This is a genomic window from Adlercreutzia sp. ZJ242 (assembly GCF_011038995.1).
GTDB lineage: Bacteria > Actinomycetota > Coriobacteriia > Coriobacteriales > Eggerthellaceae > CAAEEV01.
In genome coordinates, this window is sequence record NZ_JAAKEE010000016.1 from 41622 (window position 1) to 60717 (window position 19096).

The window sequence follows — 19096 nt, forward strand, 5'->3', positions numbered from 1 at the left end:
TCTCGCGACAGCCGCGAGCCAACGCCCTCAAAAGCGGCTACGCGAGCCACTCGGCCGCTTTTGACAAGGCGCTCTTCACGGTATCCTGCATATCGTAGTAGCGATACTCCCCGAGACGCCCGCCAAACCGAACGCGTCCCTCATCGCGCGCCTTCTCGCAATACTGGCGATACCGCGCCCGATTCCCCTCATCCTCCATCGGATAGTAAGGCTCGACGCCCGGCTCCCAGCTCTGCGGATACTCACGTGATATCACCGTGGTCGGCTGGCCGCCGAACTCGAAGTGCTTGTGCTCGATTATCCGCGTGTAAGGAGTTTCTCGGTCGTTGAAGTTCATGACCGCAACGCCCTGGTAGTTCTCAACCCCAAGCCGCTCGTGCTCGAAGCGAAGGCTGCGATACTCAAGGGGGCCGTAGCAGTAGTCGAAGTAGGAGTCTATGGTGCCGGTGTATATCACCTGGCCAGCCAAGCTGTTGTACCCTTCCTTGTCATCCAGGTAGTCAACGCCCAGGCGAACCTCGCTGCCCTCAAGCATCTGCTCGATTATCCGCGTGTAGCCGCCTATGGGGATGCCTTGGTAGCGATCGTTGAAGTAGTTGTTGTCGTAGATGAAGCGCAGCGGTATGCGGCGCATGATGCTCGGGGGAAGCTCGGTGCACGGCTTGCCCCATTGCTTCTCGGTATATCCCTTGACAAGCTTCTCGTAGATGTCGCGCCCCGCAAGCGAGAGGATGTGCTCTTCCAGGTTGCGCGGATCGTCGCAGGGCACGCACTGGCTGGCGATGACGTCTTTGGCCTCCTGCGGAGTGTTCACGCCCCAGAGCGCATGAAACGTGTTCATGTTGAACGGCATGTTGTACAGCTCGCCCTTGTAGTTCGCGACGGGCGAGTTGACGAAGTTGTTGAACTCGCAGAACTGGCCCATGTAGTCCCACACCGACTTGTCGTTCGTTCTGAAGATGTGAGCCCCGTACTTGTGGACGTTGATGCCGTCGACCTCTTCCGTATAGCAGTTTCCGCCGACGTGGTCGCGCTTCTCCAAGACGAGAACGCGCTTGCCCCTGCCCGTTGCCTCGTGCGCGATGATCGAGCCGAACAACCCGCTTCCCACCACCAGCAAATCATACTGAGACATGAAAATTCCTTCCGCCTGTCATCTGAAACAGCAGAGCACAGCCATGATGCAACGCGCTTCAACCGCTATCGCGCTTTTATCTTACCAAGCATACGGCAAAATAAGATCACCTTCTTTGTATATAATGATCAAATCCTAAAATCGAGAGAAGGAGAAGCCCGCGTGAAAACGCTTACCGTGTTCGGAACGCGTCCCGAGGCAATCAAAATGTGTCCTCTCGTTCTTGCCCTCGAGAAAGACCCTTCGATAGAAAGCGTCGTCTGCGTCACAGGACAACATCGAGAGATGCTCGACCAAGTGCTCAGCATCTTCAACGTCAAGACAGACTACGATCTGAACATAATGAAGCCTCGCCAGACGCTCGGAACGATCACCTCCTCAATCATAGAGCAACTTGAGCCCGTCATAAAGGAAGTCAGGCCCGACGTCGTCCTCGTCCACGGAGACACAACCACGAGCATGGCCTCGGCCTTGGCGGCTTTTTATCAGAAGGTTCCCGTTGGGCACGTTGAGGCAGGTCTGCGCACCTACGACATATACTCCCCCTTCCCCGAGGAGATGAACCGCAAGATCATCTCAGCCATCTCGACCCTTCACTTTGCCCCCACAAAGAGAAACAAGGAGGCCCTTGAAAAGGAATCCGTAAGGGAGAGCGTATTCGTAACGGGAAACACCGTGATCGATGCATTCCAGTACACAACTGAAGATCACTATGTCTTCGAAAACGAAATCCTTCGGGGCTACCAGTTCGGGGATAGCACCATTCTCATGACCGCCCATAGAAGGGAGAATCTCGGGAAGCCCCTCGAGCACATCTGCGAGGCGGTTCTCGAGCTGTGCGACATGCACCCAGAGCTTCAGGTCGTATATCCCGTCCATCTCAACCCTGCCGTAAGGGAAACCGTCTTCGGCAAACTCGGGGGATGCGATCAGGTTACCCTCATCGATCCCATCGACGTAAAAGACATGCACAATGCCATGATGCGAAGCAAATTGGTTCTCACCGACTCAGGGGGCCTCCAAGAGGAAGCCCCTCACCTCGGAAAACCCGTCGTTGTCCTGAGGACGGAAACGGAGCGACCGGAAGCCGTAGCCGCAGGCACTGCGGTTGTCGCAGGAGTAGAGAAAGAGAGCATCGTCAGGACAGTCAACGATATCCTGACCGACAAGGACAAGTACACCGCAATGAGCGAGGCGATCAATCCCTACGGGGACGGCAAGGCGTCCCAGCGGATCGTCGCCGCGCTCAAAACATTTTTCCTGTAAAGAGCAGCGAGACCGGAGGCAATCGTCATGCGCATCTTTGTCGCGAGTTGGTTTTTCCCACCTTCAACCTCTTCTGAAGGCATCGTCACATTCAAACTCTTGAAGAAATCCCAGCACCAGTATGACGTGTGCAGCGCAAAAAGCGACGCATGGAGCTACAAGCATGCCCTCCCCGTGACATCCGACAACATCAACGTTTTTGCAGTAGAGACCGACGACATCGATGTCTGGGTCGAGAGAGCCGCCGAGATTTTTTTCGAAAAGCATCAGGAGCGTCCTTACGACGCCATAATGACCCGCTCCATGCCTCCCGAGAGCATTCTCGTCGCTAAGAAAATCCGAGAAAGGTATCCCGACATCCCTTGGCTAGCGTCCCTCGCGGATCCCATGGCGCGCAGCCCCTATCACCTCAAGTTGCTTGTAGACGAGAACGAGATGCTCAAAGAGCACGAGAAGGCTGACTTCAAAGTTGCGCTTAAGTATGGTTGCGACTCCTGGGAAAACCATCGCTGCAAGGAAATCCGCTACCTCTGCGAACTCAAGAAGATTGAAGACTACGCGATAAACGACGCCACGACCCTCATCTTCCCTTGTGAGGCGCTGAAAAGCTACATGCTCGAAGGCAAGGTGAAGAACAACGCCGTCGTCATACCCCATTCCTTTGACAAAACCCTCTATCAGGAGCCGACAACGCCAGAGAAGGACGCCGTGAAGACGATTTCCTTCCTTGGGCACACCGATAATCTAAGATCCCTTGAGCCCATCGTGCGGGCCTTGTGGTTCCTGAAGCAGAACAGGCCTGAGGCCCTTTCAAACGTAAGGTTTCGCTTCGTTGGCAACATAACCGAAGACGTTCGCTCCCTTGTCTACAACTACTTCCTCTACGACGTAGTAAGCGTCGAAGGAAGCGTTGACTACGCAACCAGCCTCCGGATCATGAGAGAAAGCGACTGGCTGCTTCATGTTGACGCCTACTTCGAGTCATGCGAGAGCACGGGCGGCTCGATCTTCTTCGCAGGAAAGCTCGCTGATTACATGGGGACGAGCGCTCCCATACTGTCGCTCACGGGACGACGCTCACCAGCCGACTACCTCACGAGAAACGCTGGCGGCATCGCCGTCGATCCCACGGACATACCAGCTATCGCAGACGCCATTACAGATATCGCCTTTGGCAACAGCATCTGCGCTAATCTCTCTTTCCGCGAGCGGTTCTCCAATTCAAACGTAGCCAAGTTGCTCGACGAGCGGCTTGACGCCCTCGTCAAAGCATCAACCGAGCCCACCCGCGAGGAGTGGCCTGATGCGCCTTGCGATACCTTTGAGGAAAAGCTGATCTCCATCTGCATTCCCGCCTACAACGTCGAACCTTACCTCGACAGATGCCTCCAATCGCTTCTCTTGTGCAAGACGGCAAACGCCCTCGACATAATCGTCGTCAACGACGGATCCAAGGACCAGACTTCAGCTATTGCTCACTCGTACGAAGAGCACTTCCCTGAAATCATCCGCGTAATAGACAAGGAGAACGGTGGGCACGGATCTACGATCAACGCAGCCCTCAAAGTAGCTCGCGGCGTCTACTTCCGCGTAATCGACGGCGATGACTGGGTTGATAGCATCAACTTCGACAAGCAGATACGCTCCATATTCAAGCTCGATACATTTCCCGACATCATCTCCGGAAACTATGATCAAGTTTACCTGGAGAGCGGAGAGATGGTTGCCTGGACGAAGCACGGCAATTTCAAAGACTACGAGGTCTTCGACTTCGCCACATCGGACTTCTCGCAGGAATACTTCACCATGGCAAGCGTTCTCTTCAAAACGACGATGATGCGAAACGCTCATTTCGAACTTCAAGAGCACACCTTCTACGTGGATGTGGAGTATCTCCTGTTCCCCATCCCTTATGCCCAGACGGTCATGTTCACCCCTGAGCATGTTTACCGCTATGCCGTAGGAAACACGAACCAGAGCATCAACCCGTCCGTCTTCACCAACAGGTACGACCACCATGATCGCGTGATACGACGCATGGTCACCTATTACGTTGAGCGCAGCGAGGGCATGGGGGAAGGACAGCGGGAGTACATGAGAAGCCTCCTGCTCCGCCACCTGCTCCCCAGCCACTATACGCTCAGCCTTGTATGGGATCCGGACAGGAAGCGGGGCTGCGAGCGAGCACACGACTTCGACTCGTTCCTCGAGCACACGAGCAAAGACCTCTACGATGAGTGCGGGAAGCGCCTTCGATCTGTAAGGCATGCAAGAAAGGCTCACTACAACCCGAGCGTATTCGCGCAGCCAGGAGACGTGGGAATGAGAAAAGAGGATCGGCTGGAAAACGCCAAGACCACTTTGGTCGAGACCCTTTATCAAAGCGACATCGGACACAAGATCGCGAAGAACAAGCTTGCCTACAAGGTGTACGAGAGGTATTTCCAACAAAAGTAACTATGCAGGGCGCACGTCCTTACAAGAAGCTTTGACTTGTCCAAGCTTCTTTGCATCCAGGAAGGTGAAGGGTAGAGAGATGCCAGTAATTCCTCTTTTTAAGGATAACTACGCCAAGGGCAACTGGTACGTCAACTCTGGCCACCCTGCCTGGTCTTTCAGTAAGCAAGATGGCCTCGTCATCGAAGCAACCGACGATGAGGCCATGCTGCGATTGGAGATCCCTGAATCAGGGAAAGCGACGGTGCGCCAGACCACGTTCATGGGTGATATAGTCTGGGGAAATCCCGGGGTCCTCTACACCGTAGACGAGTACAACCGGATACACGGAGAGACGCCCCTTAACGCAACGTCACTGGACTTAATCCCTGTCGCAGCACACCATGCGCTGATCATCAAGATTCCAGCACACTCCAAGCTGAAAGTCAGGAAGATCACCTCCCTTGCCCTCAAAGATACGCTGAGCGCAGCTGTCGATCACATGCTGAAGAGGAACCTCAAAGGCGGCATTGCCGTCATAGTTCCCTCGTATCCATCCGAGGAAAACCGCTACCTGTGCGCCTTCGTGCACGCCCGCGTCAAAGCTTATCGCGAGGCCGGAGTTCGCTGCGATGTCATTTGCGCCTTTGACACCTATGAGTCCCATTGCACATACTCTTTCGAAGGGGTGTCCGTTACCAGAATCCCCCTCTCGACGCTCGAAAGGGCGCTCGAAGTAGGTCGCTATAAGAAAGCACTCATCCACTTCTTCGATGACAGATATGCCCCCATCGTAAAAAGTCAGTTGACGAGCCATACCGACTTCCTCATTTGGTCGCACTGTCCCGAGACGATGTACTGGGACTGGCCCGTATTCGCGACGCCGTATTTCCAAGAGCCAGCCACCTTGAACGCTGGTCAGATCGCGGAGTTCGAGAAAAGAGATGAGCTCGTCAAGGCGCTGAATGACCAGGAGAACGTGTCTTGGATATTCGTTTCCCCCTTCTTGAAGGAGCGCAGCGAAAAGCTGATCGGCATAAGATTCAGGCGAAGCCACATCATACCGAATGTCGTTGACGAGAAGATGTTCCCCTTCTCGGAAAAAGATCCCGACCTGCGGAAAAGGGTTTTCGTCGCAAGGAAGTTTGACAATGTCAATACCTACTCCCTCGATCTCGTCGCCCAATGTATCATCGAGCTGAGCAAGCGGCCCTTCTTTTCCGACATGGAGTTCAGCATCTTCGGCGAGGGAAACTACTTCGACGAGCTAACCGCGCCCATATCCGATTTTCCAAATGTGCGCATCGAGCAGCGCTTCCTAAGTAGGCAGGAAATCGCCGAAGAACATTCCAAGCACGGCATCGCGCTTTTTCCTACTAGATGGGATTCTCAGGGAGTCTCAATGGGAGAAGCGGCTATGTCCGGGCTTGCGGTTGTTAGCTCGTCAGTTGAGGCAGCTCAGCTCTTCCTGCCAAACGACTGCGGACTGCTCGCAGAAAACATCGAGGATCCCGTCGAGTATGCGGACATCATCGAGCACCTTTACCGCGATCCCGACTACTTCCTTCTCTGCTCGAAAAAGTGTCACGAGGCAGCCTTCAACACGGCACGACGCGAGCTGACCATAAGAAGAGAGATCCAGCTGTTTAGGTAAAGTGGCGGCACAGCTTCAATGAGCTACCCCGCCTGTTGGAACACCAGATAGTACCATGATCTTTGTCTTAAAAAGGAGGAGACTGTGGGTCAACTCGAGCTTTCCGCCAAGGAAGCGCTTGAAATCGCAAGAAAATGGAAGCGTGATCCAAACCCCTGCTCTTTAGCAGCCGAGTTCGATGAGGTGTTCTTCGGAACGGAGAACATCGAAGTGCTGCTAGGCGCCCTTTCCGCAGAATACTCCACCCCCGACAGCCAATACGACCTGCTCTCGCTGCTCGGCTCATCCAAGGCCCTGGAGCTGAAGGACTGCGGCGGAATCGCCGCAGTCGGATCGTACTACTATGCCTTGTCTGGAGGGGGAATAGAGAGCACGCTCGCGTCAACCTCGCACGCACTCTCCAGCTTGGGCATAAGGAGCATCGTAATCGCAAACGCCCTCGATGGCAGCCCCTCCCCCGACTGCCTGTCGCTTGACCTAGCTTCCCTCAGCACCCTGCCGGATCTCGAGAGATCGATCGCGCGCTTCCAACGCCTGAGATCGGCGCTAGTCCAAAGCAGAACAGATGCGCTCATCCACCATGCCTGGTTCGACACAAACCTGCTCTGGGACCTTCTTCTCTGCAAGAAGCTGGGGATTCGGTTTCTCCTGTACGTCCATGGCGTCTTCTCGCATTTTCTCTGCGTGAGCGATGGGGATTCCCACGCCTGGAACGACGGTCGTCTTTTCGCCTCCGTTCCAGCCCTGTGCAAATACGCCGATGGCGTGATATGCGGCGCGCAACCGAGCGCCTTGTTCTTCTCTTTCTTCAACCATAACGCCGTCTTCATACCTAACGCAACCCCGGCATCTCTCTCCAAGGTGGAAAAGCGCCTGTCTCCGCCCTCGGAGGATGTTCTGCTCTGGGTTGGACGCTTCGACATATTCAAAAGACCCGAGGAAGCCCTGCGCATAGCGAAGCTCGTTTTCGACTCCAGGCCAAACGCCCGTCTCGTCTACGTTGGCGCCAGCGGATACGAGACCTATGAAGAAGAGCTTTGCGAAACGGCACGCGAGCTGGGAATAGCGGATCGGGTGCAACTCTGCGGCTATCAAGACGATACTGCTCCCTACTACCAGGAAGCTTCTGTTCTGCTCCTCACCACCGAGGTGGAGGGTTTCTGCATGGTGCTGCTAGAGGCAAGCGCATTCGGAGTCCCTGCCGTAGCCTATGAGCTGCCCTACCTCCCCTTCGCCGACAACAAAGGCATATCCTGGGTCCCGCAGGGGAACGCCGAGCTAGCGGCAAAGGCCGTCGTAGAGCTCTTAGAGTCGAAAGAGGCCTACATGGAGCGATCAGGGCAGATGAGATCCTTCTTCGACGAGTACCACGCCACCTCATCGCAGCGAGAATGGGCCTCCCTGCTCGACAGAGTGGAGCATCCCGACGAGAAAGCCAACCCGTCTCCCAAAGCAAGCGAGATGATGTGGGACACCCTCTTCCGACATTACCTCACCGGGTACCAAAGGACCGCAGCGCGCAGAGAAGAGCTGCTCCAACAGCAGATCCGGCAGCAAGAGCAGCGCGAGGAGGCCCTTGCAGCCACAGTACGCCAAGAATACGAGTCTTCTCCGTCCTATCGCATCGGAAGAATCCTCACAGCCGCCCCACGCAAGCTTCGAGATCTGCTGACGCGTCACAACGCTTGAACTCGACGCAGGGACTCGAGGCATTCCCGAGTCCCTGCGTGGATCAAAACACTATGTCCTATGCCTTAGCCGTCAAAGAGCCAGCCTCAACTGGCAGAGGGCAGCTTGCGTTCAAGCAAGCTACGCGAGCTACGCAAGCGCCTCAGCAACAGCATTGAACGTGCTCGGCAGAACCGCCATAGGTCCGCCATAGACAAAGGCCGAGGATACGGATCCCTTCTGGGGCTTGATAAACGCATCAACGGCGTTCTTGTTCTCCTTGTCGGCCAAGACGATGACCGAGTTGTTGTAGCCGCAGAGAGCTGCGCCCGCAAGCGCATCCCAGTACCCCGTCGCCGTCGCAACACCGACGTGCTCAGCCGTCATTCCTTCGGACAAGCACCATTTGGCGATCTCGACAGACGTCTCGTAGGCGGTAGCGCCGCCCTTGCGAACGATCTCCAAACCGGAAAGCTGCTCCTCTACCGACGAAGGGATGGCAGCCGTGCCGCCGCATATCAGCACGCGGGCAAATCCCCCGTCTTTGATGGCCTTCTCTACGTCAGCGTCAAGTTCCTTGGTAGACGAGTTCGTCAGAAAGATAGGCGACTGGCTGGCATACGCATAGGGGCTTGCGGAAAGCGCATCATGGTAGGTTTGCGAGGTAGCCACGATGGCGGTTTTACCCCATCCGCCGTTGATCTTCTTGCCTTTTTCATAGGTGTCAAGCGCAGTATGAATCGCATCGGCTCCAGCCATGCGCTCCGTCGATCCAACGATGGACTTGATCTGCTCCTCAACCTTCGGCGAGACAGCAGCGGTACCGCCCGATATGTAGACCTTCTTAACGCCAAGCTCCTTGAGCGCCGAAATCGTCTCATCGCTGAGCTCGCTCGGATCAGAGAGAAGAACGGGGCATTGCTGAAGACCTGCGACCGAAGACGCCGTGAGGGCATCCCAGAATCCATCTACCGTAGCCACGATAGCCGCATCGACGCTCTCAGCGTTGAACTGTCCGGAGACGGCCTCCATCGTTCCCAAGGCGGTATTTCCAGCAATTCGCATCACCTTGTCAGTATCGACATCCCTGACGAAGTAGATGATGGCACTACCCTCGAGGTTGTAGCCGGGATTCGAAACCTTCTTCGCCGCATCGGGAGAGAAGCACTGAACCCAGCAGATCTGGCCTGAGTCATCCACGAAGCAGCCTATGCCGATGCTCTTCGAGGCAGACGCCAGAATGTTGTCCTTATGTCCCGAAGAGCCCATCCACGACTGGAAAACCGATTCCGCAGAGGTCTGCCCGGCAGCTATGTTCTCGGCGCTCATCTTGTCAGACGCCGTGAAGCACGGGGTTCCGTCAGGCCTTGTATGGCTGAACTTAACCGAGCACTCAGCGGCCCGGTACATGGCAACCTCCAGCAGCTCCTCGTCCATCTCGAGAGCGCCCAAGTTGTTCTTCGCGCGCTCAGCGTTCACCAGATCAAGGACTTCATAAGCCTCGCTAAAGTACAGCGTACCGCTCACCGTCACTACTTCATCAACCGGCTGAGCAGCCGTCCGCGCATAAGGAGCAGCTGCAGAATCTCCAGCGCTATCCAGCGTGACGCTGGAGGCATCCGTCCCAACGCCCTCACCCGACGCGGGCAGCTGAGCTCCAGAATAGGGGACCTCGGCGCGATCCGTCCAAGTTGCCGAATCGACCGCTAAAGCCCTGCAAGGACCCAGACAGCACAGCAGCAAGCATCCGACCAGAAGAAAGAGCGCTCCGGCAATCTGCCTTTTCCAAGTTCCCGAACACATCAAGTCATTCGCCTCCCTTTGCACCTCAAAGCGCCAAATTGAAATGGCTGCGTGATCGATTATATACGCAGAAGATCACCTGCGCAGAACCAGCTCGCCCCGCATGTAAGGAGAGCTGTCTATTTTGCAACATATGAGGCATCGGGGGTCTCCGCGCCATTTCCCTGCTATAATTCCGCATATGGAGAGCCCTTCTCGACACCATCCCCAGAACGGCGGCGCAAAGCCCGTTCAAACCCCTGACGCAGCGGCCAACCTCTCCGCTCGCCTGGATACCGTGCCCTCAGGCGGCCGTCGGCCTCGCATCGCCGTGGTCACCATGGGCGTGAAGCTCGGAGACGAGACGCGCGGGTACACGCGCTTTCGGTTCCTCTCCGAGCTGCTCGTGCGCGAGGGCTTCGACGTCGACCTCTTCACCTCGTCGTTCCAGCACTGGGAGAAGGCGCAGCGCGACACCGCGCGGGCGTGCTACCGAAACCTACCCTACCGCGTGCGCTTCATCGAGGAGCCCGGGTACAAGAAGAACCTCGACCTCACGCGCATCCGCAGCCATCGCATCGCGGCGAAGAACCTGCGCCGCATGCTCGGCGAGGCGTTCGCACATGACCCACGCGCCTATAACCTCATCTACGCCGAGATCCCGCCCAACGACGTCGCGCGCACATGCGCCGAAGTCGCACGTGATCACGGCATTCCCTTCGTGGCCGACATCAACGACCTGTGGCCCGAGGCCATGCGCATGGCCGTCAGCATCCCCGTCGTGAGCGACATCGCGTTTCACCCCTTCGCGCGCGACGCGAAGGCGACCTACCGGCTGCTCTCCGCCGCCGTGGGAACCTCCGACGAGTACGCGGCGCGCCCCCTGGCCGACCGCGAGGCGCCCTGTCCCACCGTCACCGTGTACGTGGGCAACGACCTCGCGACGTTCGACGCGGGCGTCGCCGCGCATGCGCCGCATATCAGCAAGCCCGCCGGCGAGTTCTGGGTCACCTACGCCGGCACGCTCGGCGCAAGCTACGACATCGCCACGCTCGTCGAGGCCGCGAGCGCCCTCAACGACAGGAAACCATCGGGGTCCGCGAAGCACGTCCGCATGAAGATCCTCGGCGACGGCCCCGACCGCGCCTCCCTCGAGGAGCTCGCCGCACGCAGGGGCGCCCCCGTCGACTTCCTCGGCTACACGCCCTACGACCAGATGGCCGCCTACCTCAGCGCGTCCGACGTCACGGTGAACTCGCTCGTGGCCTCCGCGCCGCAGAGCATCGTCACCAAGATCGGCGACTACCTGGCCAGCGGCAAGCCCCTGATCAACACCGGATCGAGCCCCGAGTTCCGCGCCAAGGTCGCCCACGACGGCTTCGGCGTCAACGTGCCCGCCGAGAACGTCACCGCGCTCGCAGACGCCATCTGCGATCTGGCCGCCAACCCGCAAGCATGCGCGGACATGGGAGCGCGCGGGCGCGCCATCGCCGAGCAGCAGTTCGACCAGCCCAAGGCGTACCTCAAGATCGTGGATTTGATACGCAGTTTGCTCTAGTCTGCTGCATGCAAGCTCACTTCGGAGGAGAATATCTGATTTGGGTTTCGCTTTCTGCTGCCGATACCGCACACGATACCGCGCACGTGGGAGATCGCGGGGCGACATTGCGCGCACAGCAAGCTCAACCCGCCAAGGCAACCAACGACGAAGGACCCTCATGGCTGAAGCCGTATCGCGTCACATAGCGTTCTCCCCGCCTGACATCACAGAGGAGGACATCAGCGAAGTCGTCGAGGCGCTGCGCAGCGGCTGGATCACCACCGGTCCGCGCACCAAGCAGTTCGAGCGCGACCTCGTCACGTTCACCGGCGCAGCGGGCGTGGCCACCTTCTCCTCGGCCACGGCGGCGCTCGAGTGCGCCCTGCACGCCTTGGGCATCGGCCCTGGCGACGAGGTCATCACGAGCGCCTACACCTACACGGCCTCGTGCTCGTGCATCTGCCACGTCGGCGCCACGCCCGTCCTCTGCGACACGGCGCCTAGCTCCTTCGAGATGGACTACGACCGGCTCCCGAGCCTCGTCACCGAGCGCACGCGCGCGATCATCCCCGTTGACATCGCTGGCCGCATGGTCGACTACGACCGGCTGACCGCAGCCCTCGAGAGCGCCTCGAGCCGCTGGAAGCCGGCGAACGCCGCTCAGGCGCGCTTCACGCGTCCCGTCATCATCGCGGACGGCGCGCACTCGCTCGGCGCCACCTACCACGGCCGCGCGTCGGGCTCCGTCGCCGACTTCACCGCGTTCTCGTTCCACGCCGTGAAGAACCTCACCACCGCGGAGGGAGGCGCGCTCGCCTGGCGCGAGGGCGCCGCCGACTCCGACGAGCTCTACCATGAGCTCATGCTGCTCTCCCTGCACGGCCAGAGCAAGGACGCGCTGGCGAAGGACCGCGCGGGCGCCTGGGAGTACGACATCGCGTTCCCCGGCTACAAGTGCAACATGACCGACCTGCAGGCGGCGCTCGGGCTCACGCAGCTCAGGCGCTACCCTGCGCTCATGGCGCGGCGCCACGAGATCATCCGGCAATACGAGGCCGGCCTCGCCGCGCTCGACGTGGAGACTCTCGCGCACGCAGGCGACGTGTCGGGCGGCAGCTTCCAGTCAAGCGGGCACCTCATGCTCACGCGCCTTAAGGGCAAAAGCCTCGGCTTCCGCAACCAGCTCATCGAGCGCATGGCCGCCGCCGGCGTGGCGGCGAACGTGCACTACAAGCCGCTGCCGCTGCTCACGGCCTACAGGAACATGGGGTTCGACATCGCCGACTTCCCCTGCGCCCTCGCCCAGTACGAGAACGAGGTGACCTTGCCGCTGCACACGCTGCTCACCGACGATGACGTGGCCCTTGTGCTCGACACGCTCAAGCGCGCCTACGCGGACCTGGAAGCCGAAGGCGTCCGCTAGATGTACCAGCGCTTCGGAAAACGCCTGTGCGACATCGTGGTCAGCGTGGTCGCGCTGCCCTTCGTGCTGCTCATCATCGCCGTGCTCGCGCCGTTCATCCACTTCGAGGACGGCGGCCCCGTGTTCTACAACGCGCCGCGCGTGGGCAAGGACGGCCGCGACTTCACGATGTACAAGCTGCGCTCCATGCGCGTGAACGCGCCCGACCTGCTCATGCCCGACGGGTCGACGTATAACGGCGAGGACGACCCGCGCATGACGCGCGTCGGCGCCTTCATGCGCAAGACGAGCCTCGACGAGATGCCGCAGTTCCTCAACGTGCTGAAAGGCGACATGAGCGTGGTGGGCCCCCGCCCTGACCTGCGTCGCGAGACCGAGCTCTACCAGGGCGAGGAGCACCGCAAGCTCACCGTGAAGCCCGGCGTCACCGGCTACGCCGCCGTCTACGGCCGCAACTCGCTCCCCTGGCACAGCCGCCTCGCGCTCGACATCTACTACATCGACCACCTGAGCTTCCCCCTCGACGTCAAGGTGTTCTTCAAGACGTTCTCCACCGTGCTCGGCCAGGAGGGCGTGTACGTGGAGGAGAGCGCAGAGAGCCAGGAAAGCGAAGAGTCTCGATAGCCCGATGGACCCGTTCGTCAGCATAGTCGTCCCGGCATACAACGTCGAGCCCTTCCTCTCACGCTGCCTGAGATCACTCGCCCGCCAAACCTACCGGAACTTCGAGGCGATCCTCGTCGACGACGCCTCAACCGACCGAACGCTCGAGCTCCTCGAGCAGCACGGCGACTCGCTTCCCTCGTGCAAGATCATCCGACATGAACGCAACCAGGGCCTTTCCGGCGCGAGAAACACCGGACTTGAAGCGGCACGCGGCGACTACATCGGGTTCGTCGACTCAGACGACTGGGTCTCCCCGACGTTCGTCGAGACGATGGTCGACCTGGCAAGAAGGACGAGCTGCGACATAGCCCAGGTGCAGTACGTCATCGCCCCCAGCGAGAGCACCAAGGCGCCCCAAGAAGCCCTCAGCGAGAGGGTCCTCTCTCGCGACGAGGCGCTCTGGGAGATGCTGGAGACGGAGCAGTTCGCCGTGTGGAGCAGGCTGTACAAGCGCGCGCTGCTCGACGGCTTCACCGCAGGCGACCCCTGCTTCCCTGTCGGGCTGACCTGCGAGGATCGAGTGGCGAACGCCAAACTCATCTCGAAGGCGCAGACCGTCGCCGTCACGAGCCGCTGCGAGTACTTCTACTTCCTCAACCTGAAGAGCATCTCCGGCGGCGGGCTCACCTCACGCAGCTTCGACCTGCTCAAAGCCGATCGCCTGATGCTCGACTCCATACGGGTCCTGGCAGACCCCCGCCTGACGAAGCTGGCCGAGGCGCGCGTCGCCAAAGGCTCGTACTCGCTGCTGATGAAGTGGGCTCAGTTCGGCGTAACCGACGCCTCCCTTGACGAGAAGGCCGCCCTGTCCTTCCTCCGAAGCGACTTCGAGAAGAACTACGAGCTGATGACGGCAGCTCCCCTGCCTCGCAGCAAAAGGCTCACAGCGCGCATGCTGAAGGACTGCCCCGGCGCGCTCCGCGGCCTCTTCTCCCTCTACAACGCCCTGCCTGACGCGATAAAGAAGAGGTAGCCACCATGGGCAAACTACTCACGATCGCGGTGCCGAGCTACAACGTCGAGGCGTACCTCGACCGCGGCCTCTCCTCCTACGCAGACCATCGCTTCGATGAGGTCCTCGAGGTCCTCATCGTCAACGACGGGTCAACCGACTCCACCGCCGCAATCGCGCAAAGCTACGTCGAGGCGTTCCCCCTTATCTTCACCCTGGTAAGCAAGGAGAACGGCGGGCACGGCTCCGCGGTGAACGCCGGCGTCAGCCGAGCAAGCGGGAAGTACTTCCGCGTCATAGACGGGGACGACTGGGTCGACACCGAGGGGCTCGCGAAGCTCCTGACGTCGCTGAGCCGCGTCGACGCAGATCTCGTCGTTGACGAGATGAGCCGCGTCGACATGCAGTCAGGGGAGAAGACGCCCTTTCCCTTCCCTGAGTACGTCAAGACGAATCGCATCGTCGACTTCACCGACGTGTGCAACGTCCAGGACACGGAATCCTACATCGACATCCACACCCTCACCGTCCGCACCAGCCTCCTCCGCGAAAACGAGGTGCGCATCAGCGAGGGGATCTTCTACGTCGACTACGAGTTCATCGTCAAGTCGACCTGCTTTGCGAGCAGCGTCATGTTCCTTCCCGTCAACGTCTACCAGTACCTTGTCGGCAACGCGGGGCAGAGCATGGCGGCAGCGAACATGGTCAAGCGCTTCAAGCACCACGAGGCCGTGTTGAGGGAGCTGCTCAGGTTCGAGGAGGAGAGCGTCTTCGAAAGAGACATCAGCGCGTACCTGGAGACGAAGATCGACCTTCTCATCAACACGCACCTCAACATCTTGCTGATTTTCGACGAGGACCGCAAGCGCGGCATGCGCAGGGCCAAGGAGTTCCGATCATGGCTGAAGTCTAACCACCCGAGCCATGCTGCCAAAACCCGCTCGCGGTATTTGCAGGCCAGCGCCTTGCACTATCTCGGCTTCGACGAAAAACGCCTCAACAAGATCATGGGACGCTAGGAATACTGCGGCACGAGGAACCGCAGCCCGCTTTCAGACATGCCCAACCCGCAGTTTCTGTAGCAGTTCCCCATGACATTCGCTATGCCCGTCGCCCACGTCTTGCTCGTAGCGTACTGCTTCCATACCTCTCCCGAAGACGATGCCTGCTTGTAGTTCCAACGCATCTTGTAGAGGGTGTTCTGCTGCCACTTGTTATTCAAGTATCCCGAGGAGATCCAGTGAGCCGCACCCTTTATCGCCTTCTCAGGAGAATCCCAGCCGTTCCGTATAGCCATGCTTCTGCCGCCAGACAGAGGGCTGCTATCATAGGCACCTATGCCGAAGAAGTTGTAGTACGTGCCCGCCGGATAGCACTTCCCCTCTATGGCAGTTTTCCCGTCATAGTAATACCCGCTAGCCAGATCGGACTTCCCCCATCCGCTCTCCAAGATAGCATGAGAGAGCAGGTAGACCTCGTTGACTCCGCTTTCCTTCGCCGCATCGACAAAGGTTCCCCCCATGCCTGCAAGCTTTCCATCTGATCCATAAGTGCTGATGAACGAATTAAGCTGCTCGGCAGAGACCTTGCCAGAGTACCCCCCGTTGATGATTGCGAACTGGTAGTACTCCGAGCTCCCATACTGGTACGAGCCAGGATCCGCCATTTGGCTGATTTCCGAAGAAGAGTATTTCCCGTTCTGAGCTTTCACTTCGAGAGAGACCATCGAGCTGAAGGAGATGCCTGCCTGCTCGTAGGTGACGTTGTCAGACAGGAGGTTCATGATATCAGTGCGCGTACCAGCCGAAATAGCTGCCGTGCCGCCGAAGAAACGAACGCTCGAAATCGCTGTCTTGTTTGCCGAAGCTTTCTGAGCCGTCGCCAAGTTGCCATCGCCCACGAGCAGCAGCACGGAGCGGTCGCGCCCCTGCAGGACCGAGCCGGCCAGCGCGTCGTAGGGCTCGGCGCCCGTGGCGAACGCGGCGCCGTCCCAGGAGAACCCGTGGCGGGACACGGCCCACGACGCCACCTCGGAGCTCGTCTCGTACTGGGTGGGGCCCCACAGCCTGAAGCTCGTCCCACCCGCGCGCGAGGCGAGGCCCCTCACCTGCTCCCACGTGGCGTCGGACACGGCCGCCGGGCCGCCCGCCACCGCGACCTCGGTGCGCGAGGCCGACGCGAGCGCCCCGAGGGCGTCCGCCTGGGCCTTCGGCAGCGCGCCGTCGCGGGCCAGGAATATGGGCGCCGCCTCGGCCGCGGCCACCGGGGAGGCCGACAGGGCGTCGCCGAAGTGGCCGCCCGTCGCCACGATCGCGAGGCCGGGCCTCCACAGCCCCTCGGACGCACCGTACTCGTAGACGGCCATCTGGGTGCCGTAGCAGTCGGGCCCGCCGAGGCGCCTCTCGAGGGACACGCCGCGGGACTCGAGCTCGCGCACGACGGAGTCCGACACGGCCGCCGGGCCGCCCGCGACGATGACGCTCTTGACGCCGAGGTCGGCGAGGGCCTGGGCCGTGGCGGGGTGCAGGGAGTCCTTCCAGGTGAACAGCACGGGGCCCCTCGTCGCCGAAAGCCCGGCCACCGACAGGGCGTCCACCCACGCGTCGCCCGGCCCCACTATGATGGCCGACTCGCAGCCGCCCGGGTAGGCCGCGCGCGCCTCCGCGACGGCGGTCTCGAACATGGTGGCGCCGGCGTAGGTGCTCGACGAGACAGCCCTGTCCCTGAGAGAGAAGGCCGCTATGCCCGCGTCTTCCTCAAAAGGCTCGAGGGCTTTCGCCACCTCCTCGTCAGTTATCTGCGACGCCGCACCGACCTGCTCTTCGCCGAAGGCAAACTGGCACGGCAGGCACAGCGTCAAGACAAGAAAGACGGTGCTGACCAGAGCGGATACGCGCATCTTGCTCGAAAGAGGGGCGGCGTTTCTCATATTAAGGCCTTTCGAATCTGGTTCTTTGCAGGTAAAGGAGCTTGTTCCATCCGTTGATGTCGACAATACTAACGCTAGATCCGGCCACGTTCAAAAAATAACGCGGATCATCATGAGAAGCGCTCGTACAGCCAGCCGTTGGCACGCCCATGGAAGAACATGCCATTACGCTACGATTCCCTCAGCGATTTTATGGGCAACGTAGTCCTTGTGGGACTGGTACCAAGACATATCGCTCGCATTGTCTATGAAGCAGACCTCGAGCAAGACCGCCGGAAGATACCCGCCGATAATCGCAACTTCCTGCTGCTTCTTCCCGCGGTCGGCCAGCCCCACTCCCTCGATGAGGTAAGGATGGATCTGATCCTGCCACGCTTGCGACAGATAGGAGGCACGGTAGCTGTGGATCAGCGACTCGGACCCCGTTCCGCCTCCTGCATTGAAGTGAATCGAGACGAGGGCGTCACAACCCACCTGCTCAGCCTCCGCATGGCGAAGCTTGTACCAACCTCCATCATCATTAAGGTACACGTCTACGCCATACTCGTTCACCAAGATGTCGCGAACCATCGTGGCGAGCTCCTTCGTCAGCACAGCCTCAGTATAGCCGTTCGCCACGGCACCCGGCGCATAGCCCCCATTGTCCGTATCGTTGTCGCCATGCCCTGCATCAAGATAGACCTTGAAGCCCGGGATAGACGCATAAGGTTCACCGAGGGCATCCGCAACGCCCATGCGAACGCGCATCGAAACCGCAGCCTCGCCCCCGAAGTACCGAACAGAAGAGACGGCATCCTTGTGCGCGCCGATAGTCCCCACCGTGCTAGAGCCATAATCGCCCACGAGCAGCAGCACGGAGCGGTCGCGCCCCTGCAGGACCGAGCCGGCCAGCGCGTCGTAGGGCTCGGCGCCCGTGGCGAACGCGGCGCCGTCCCAGGAGAACCCGTGGCGGGACACGGCCCACGACGCCACCTCGGAGCTCGTCTCGTACTGGGTGGGGCCCCACAGCCTGAAGCTCGTCCCACCCGCGCGCGAGGCGAGGCCCCTCACCTGCTCCCACGTGGCGTCGGACACGGCCGCCGGGCCGCCCGCCACCGCGACCTCGGTGCGCGAGGCCGACGCGAGCGCCCCGAGGGCGTCCGCCTGGGCCTTCGGCAGCGCGCCGTCGCGGGCCAGGAATATGGGCGCCGCCTCGGCCGCGGCCACCGGGGAGGCCGACAGGGCGTCGCCGAAGTGGCCGCCCGTCGCCACGATCGCGAGGCCGGGCCTCCACAGCCCCTCGGACGCACCGTACTCGTAGACGGCCATCTGGGTGCCGTAGCAGTCGGGCCCGCCGAGGCGCCTCTCGAGGGACACGCCGCGGGACTCGAGCTCGCGCACGACGGAGTCCGACACGGCCGCCGGGCCGCCCGCGACGATGACGCTCTTGACGCCGAGGTCGGCGAGGGCCTGGGCCGTGGCGGGGTGCAGGGAGTCCTTCCAGGTGAACAGCACGGGGCCCCTCGTCGCCGAAAGCCCGGCCACCGACAGGGCGTCCACCCACGCGTCGCCCGGCCCCACTATGATGGCCGACTCGCAGCCGCCCGGGTAGGCCGCGCGCGCCTCCGCGACGGCGGTCTCGAACATGGTGGCGCCGGCGTAGGTG

General features: G+C 60.2%; 13 protein-coding genes. 9 read left to right on the plus strand and 4 right to left on the minus strand.

What is annotated here, in order from left to right; genetic code table 11:
- Positions 1-37 precede the first annotated feature (37 nt).
- Entirely contained in the window at positions 38-1135 is a 1098-nt protein-coding gene (glf, locus tag G7Y49_RS05675; RefSeq protein ID WP_165171938.1) for a UDP-galactopyranose mutase, read from the minus strand.
- A gap of 162 nt (positions 1136-1297) precedes the next feature.
- Here glf and wecB point away from each other — a divergent pair, with 162 nt between their 5' ends.
- The 4 genes from wecB to G7Y49_RS05695 all read left to right on the plus strand — a co-directional run bounded on the left by wecB (position 1298) and on the right by G7Y49_RS05695 (position 8180).
- Entirely contained in the window at positions 1298-2401 is a 1104-nt protein-coding gene (gene wecB / locus G7Y49_RS05680) for a non-hydrolyzing UDP-N-acetylglucosamine 2-epimerase (RefSeq protein WP_165171940.1), read from the plus strand.
- Between the two features lie 27 nt (positions 2402-2428).
- On the plus strand, positions 2429-4858 hold the full coding sequence (locus G7Y49_RS05685) for a glycosyltransferase (RefSeq protein ID WP_165171942.1): 2430 nt from the start codon (positions 2429-2431) through the stop codon (positions 4856-4858).
- A 64-nt stretch (positions 4859-4922) separates the two neighbouring features.
- Complete coding sequence (locus G7Y49_RS05690; protein ID WP_206214572.1) at positions 4923-6491, plus strand: glycosyltransferase; 1569 nt, start codon at positions 4923-4925, stop codon at positions 6489-6491.
- 84 nt (positions 6492-6575) lie between these two features.
- Complete coding sequence (locus tag G7Y49_RS05695) at positions 6576-8180, plus strand: glycosyltransferase family 4 protein (protein WP_165171946.1); 1605 nt, start codon at positions 6576-6578, stop codon at positions 8178-8180.
- A 129-nt stretch (positions 8181-8309) separates the two neighbouring features.
- Here G7Y49_RS05695 and G7Y49_RS05700 read toward each other — a convergent pair whose 3' ends face one another.
- The gene (locus G7Y49_RS05700; protein WP_165171948.1) at positions 8310-9686 is read right to left on the minus strand and encodes a cell wall-binding repeat-containing protein; all 1377 of its coding nucleotides are present in this window, start codon (positions 9684-9686) and stop codon (positions 8310-8312) included.
- A gap of 457 nt (positions 9687-10143) precedes the next feature.
- Here G7Y49_RS05700 and G7Y49_RS05705 point away from each other — a divergent pair, with 457 nt between their 5' ends.
- The 5 genes from G7Y49_RS05705 to G7Y49_RS05725 all read left to right on the plus strand — a co-directional run bounded on the left by G7Y49_RS05705 (position 10144) and on the right by G7Y49_RS05725 (position 15541).
- On the plus strand, positions 10144-11499 hold the full coding sequence (locus G7Y49_RS05705; protein WP_241157279.1) for a glycosyltransferase family 4 protein: 1356 nt from the start codon (positions 10144-10146) through the stop codon (positions 11497-11499).
- Between the two features lie 160 nt (positions 11500-11659).
- Positions 11660-12904, plus strand: coding sequence for a DegT/DnrJ/EryC1/StrS aminotransferase family protein (locus G7Y49_RS05710; protein ID WP_165171950.1), 1245 nt, complete (start codon positions 11660-11662; stop codon positions 12902-12904).
- Positions 12905-13528, plus strand: coding sequence for a sugar transferase (locus G7Y49_RS05715; protein WP_165171952.1), 624 nt, complete (start codon positions 12905-12907; stop codon positions 13526-13528).
- A gap of 4 nt (positions 13529-13532) precedes the next feature.
- Positions 13533-14543, plus strand: coding sequence for a glycosyltransferase family 2 protein (locus G7Y49_RS05720; RefSeq protein WP_165171954.1), 1011 nt, complete (start codon positions 13533-13535; stop codon positions 14541-14543).
- A gap of 5 nt (positions 14544-14548) precedes the next feature.
- Complete coding sequence (locus tag G7Y49_RS05725) at positions 14549-15541, plus strand: glycosyltransferase family 2 protein (RefSeq protein ID WP_165171956.1); 993 nt, start codon at positions 14549-14551, stop codon at positions 15539-15541.
- Here the strand turns inward: G7Y49_RS05725 and G7Y49_RS12400 are convergent.
- Both G7Y49_RS12400 and G7Y49_RS12405 read right to left on the minus strand, forming a co-directional pair.
- Positions 15538-17451, minus strand: coding sequence for a cell wall-binding repeat-containing protein (locus G7Y49_RS12400; RefSeq protein WP_165171958.1), 1914 nt, complete (start codon positions 17449-17451; stop codon positions 15538-15540). The two genes, G7Y49_RS05725 and G7Y49_RS12400, sit on opposite strands and share 4 nt — an antisense overlap.
- 165 nt (positions 17452-17616) lie before the next feature.
- Positions 17617-19096, minus strand: a 1480-nt coding sequence (locus G7Y49_RS12405) for a cell wall-binding repeat-containing protein (RefSeq protein ID WP_206214573.1), incomplete at its 5' end; no start/stop codon positions are given.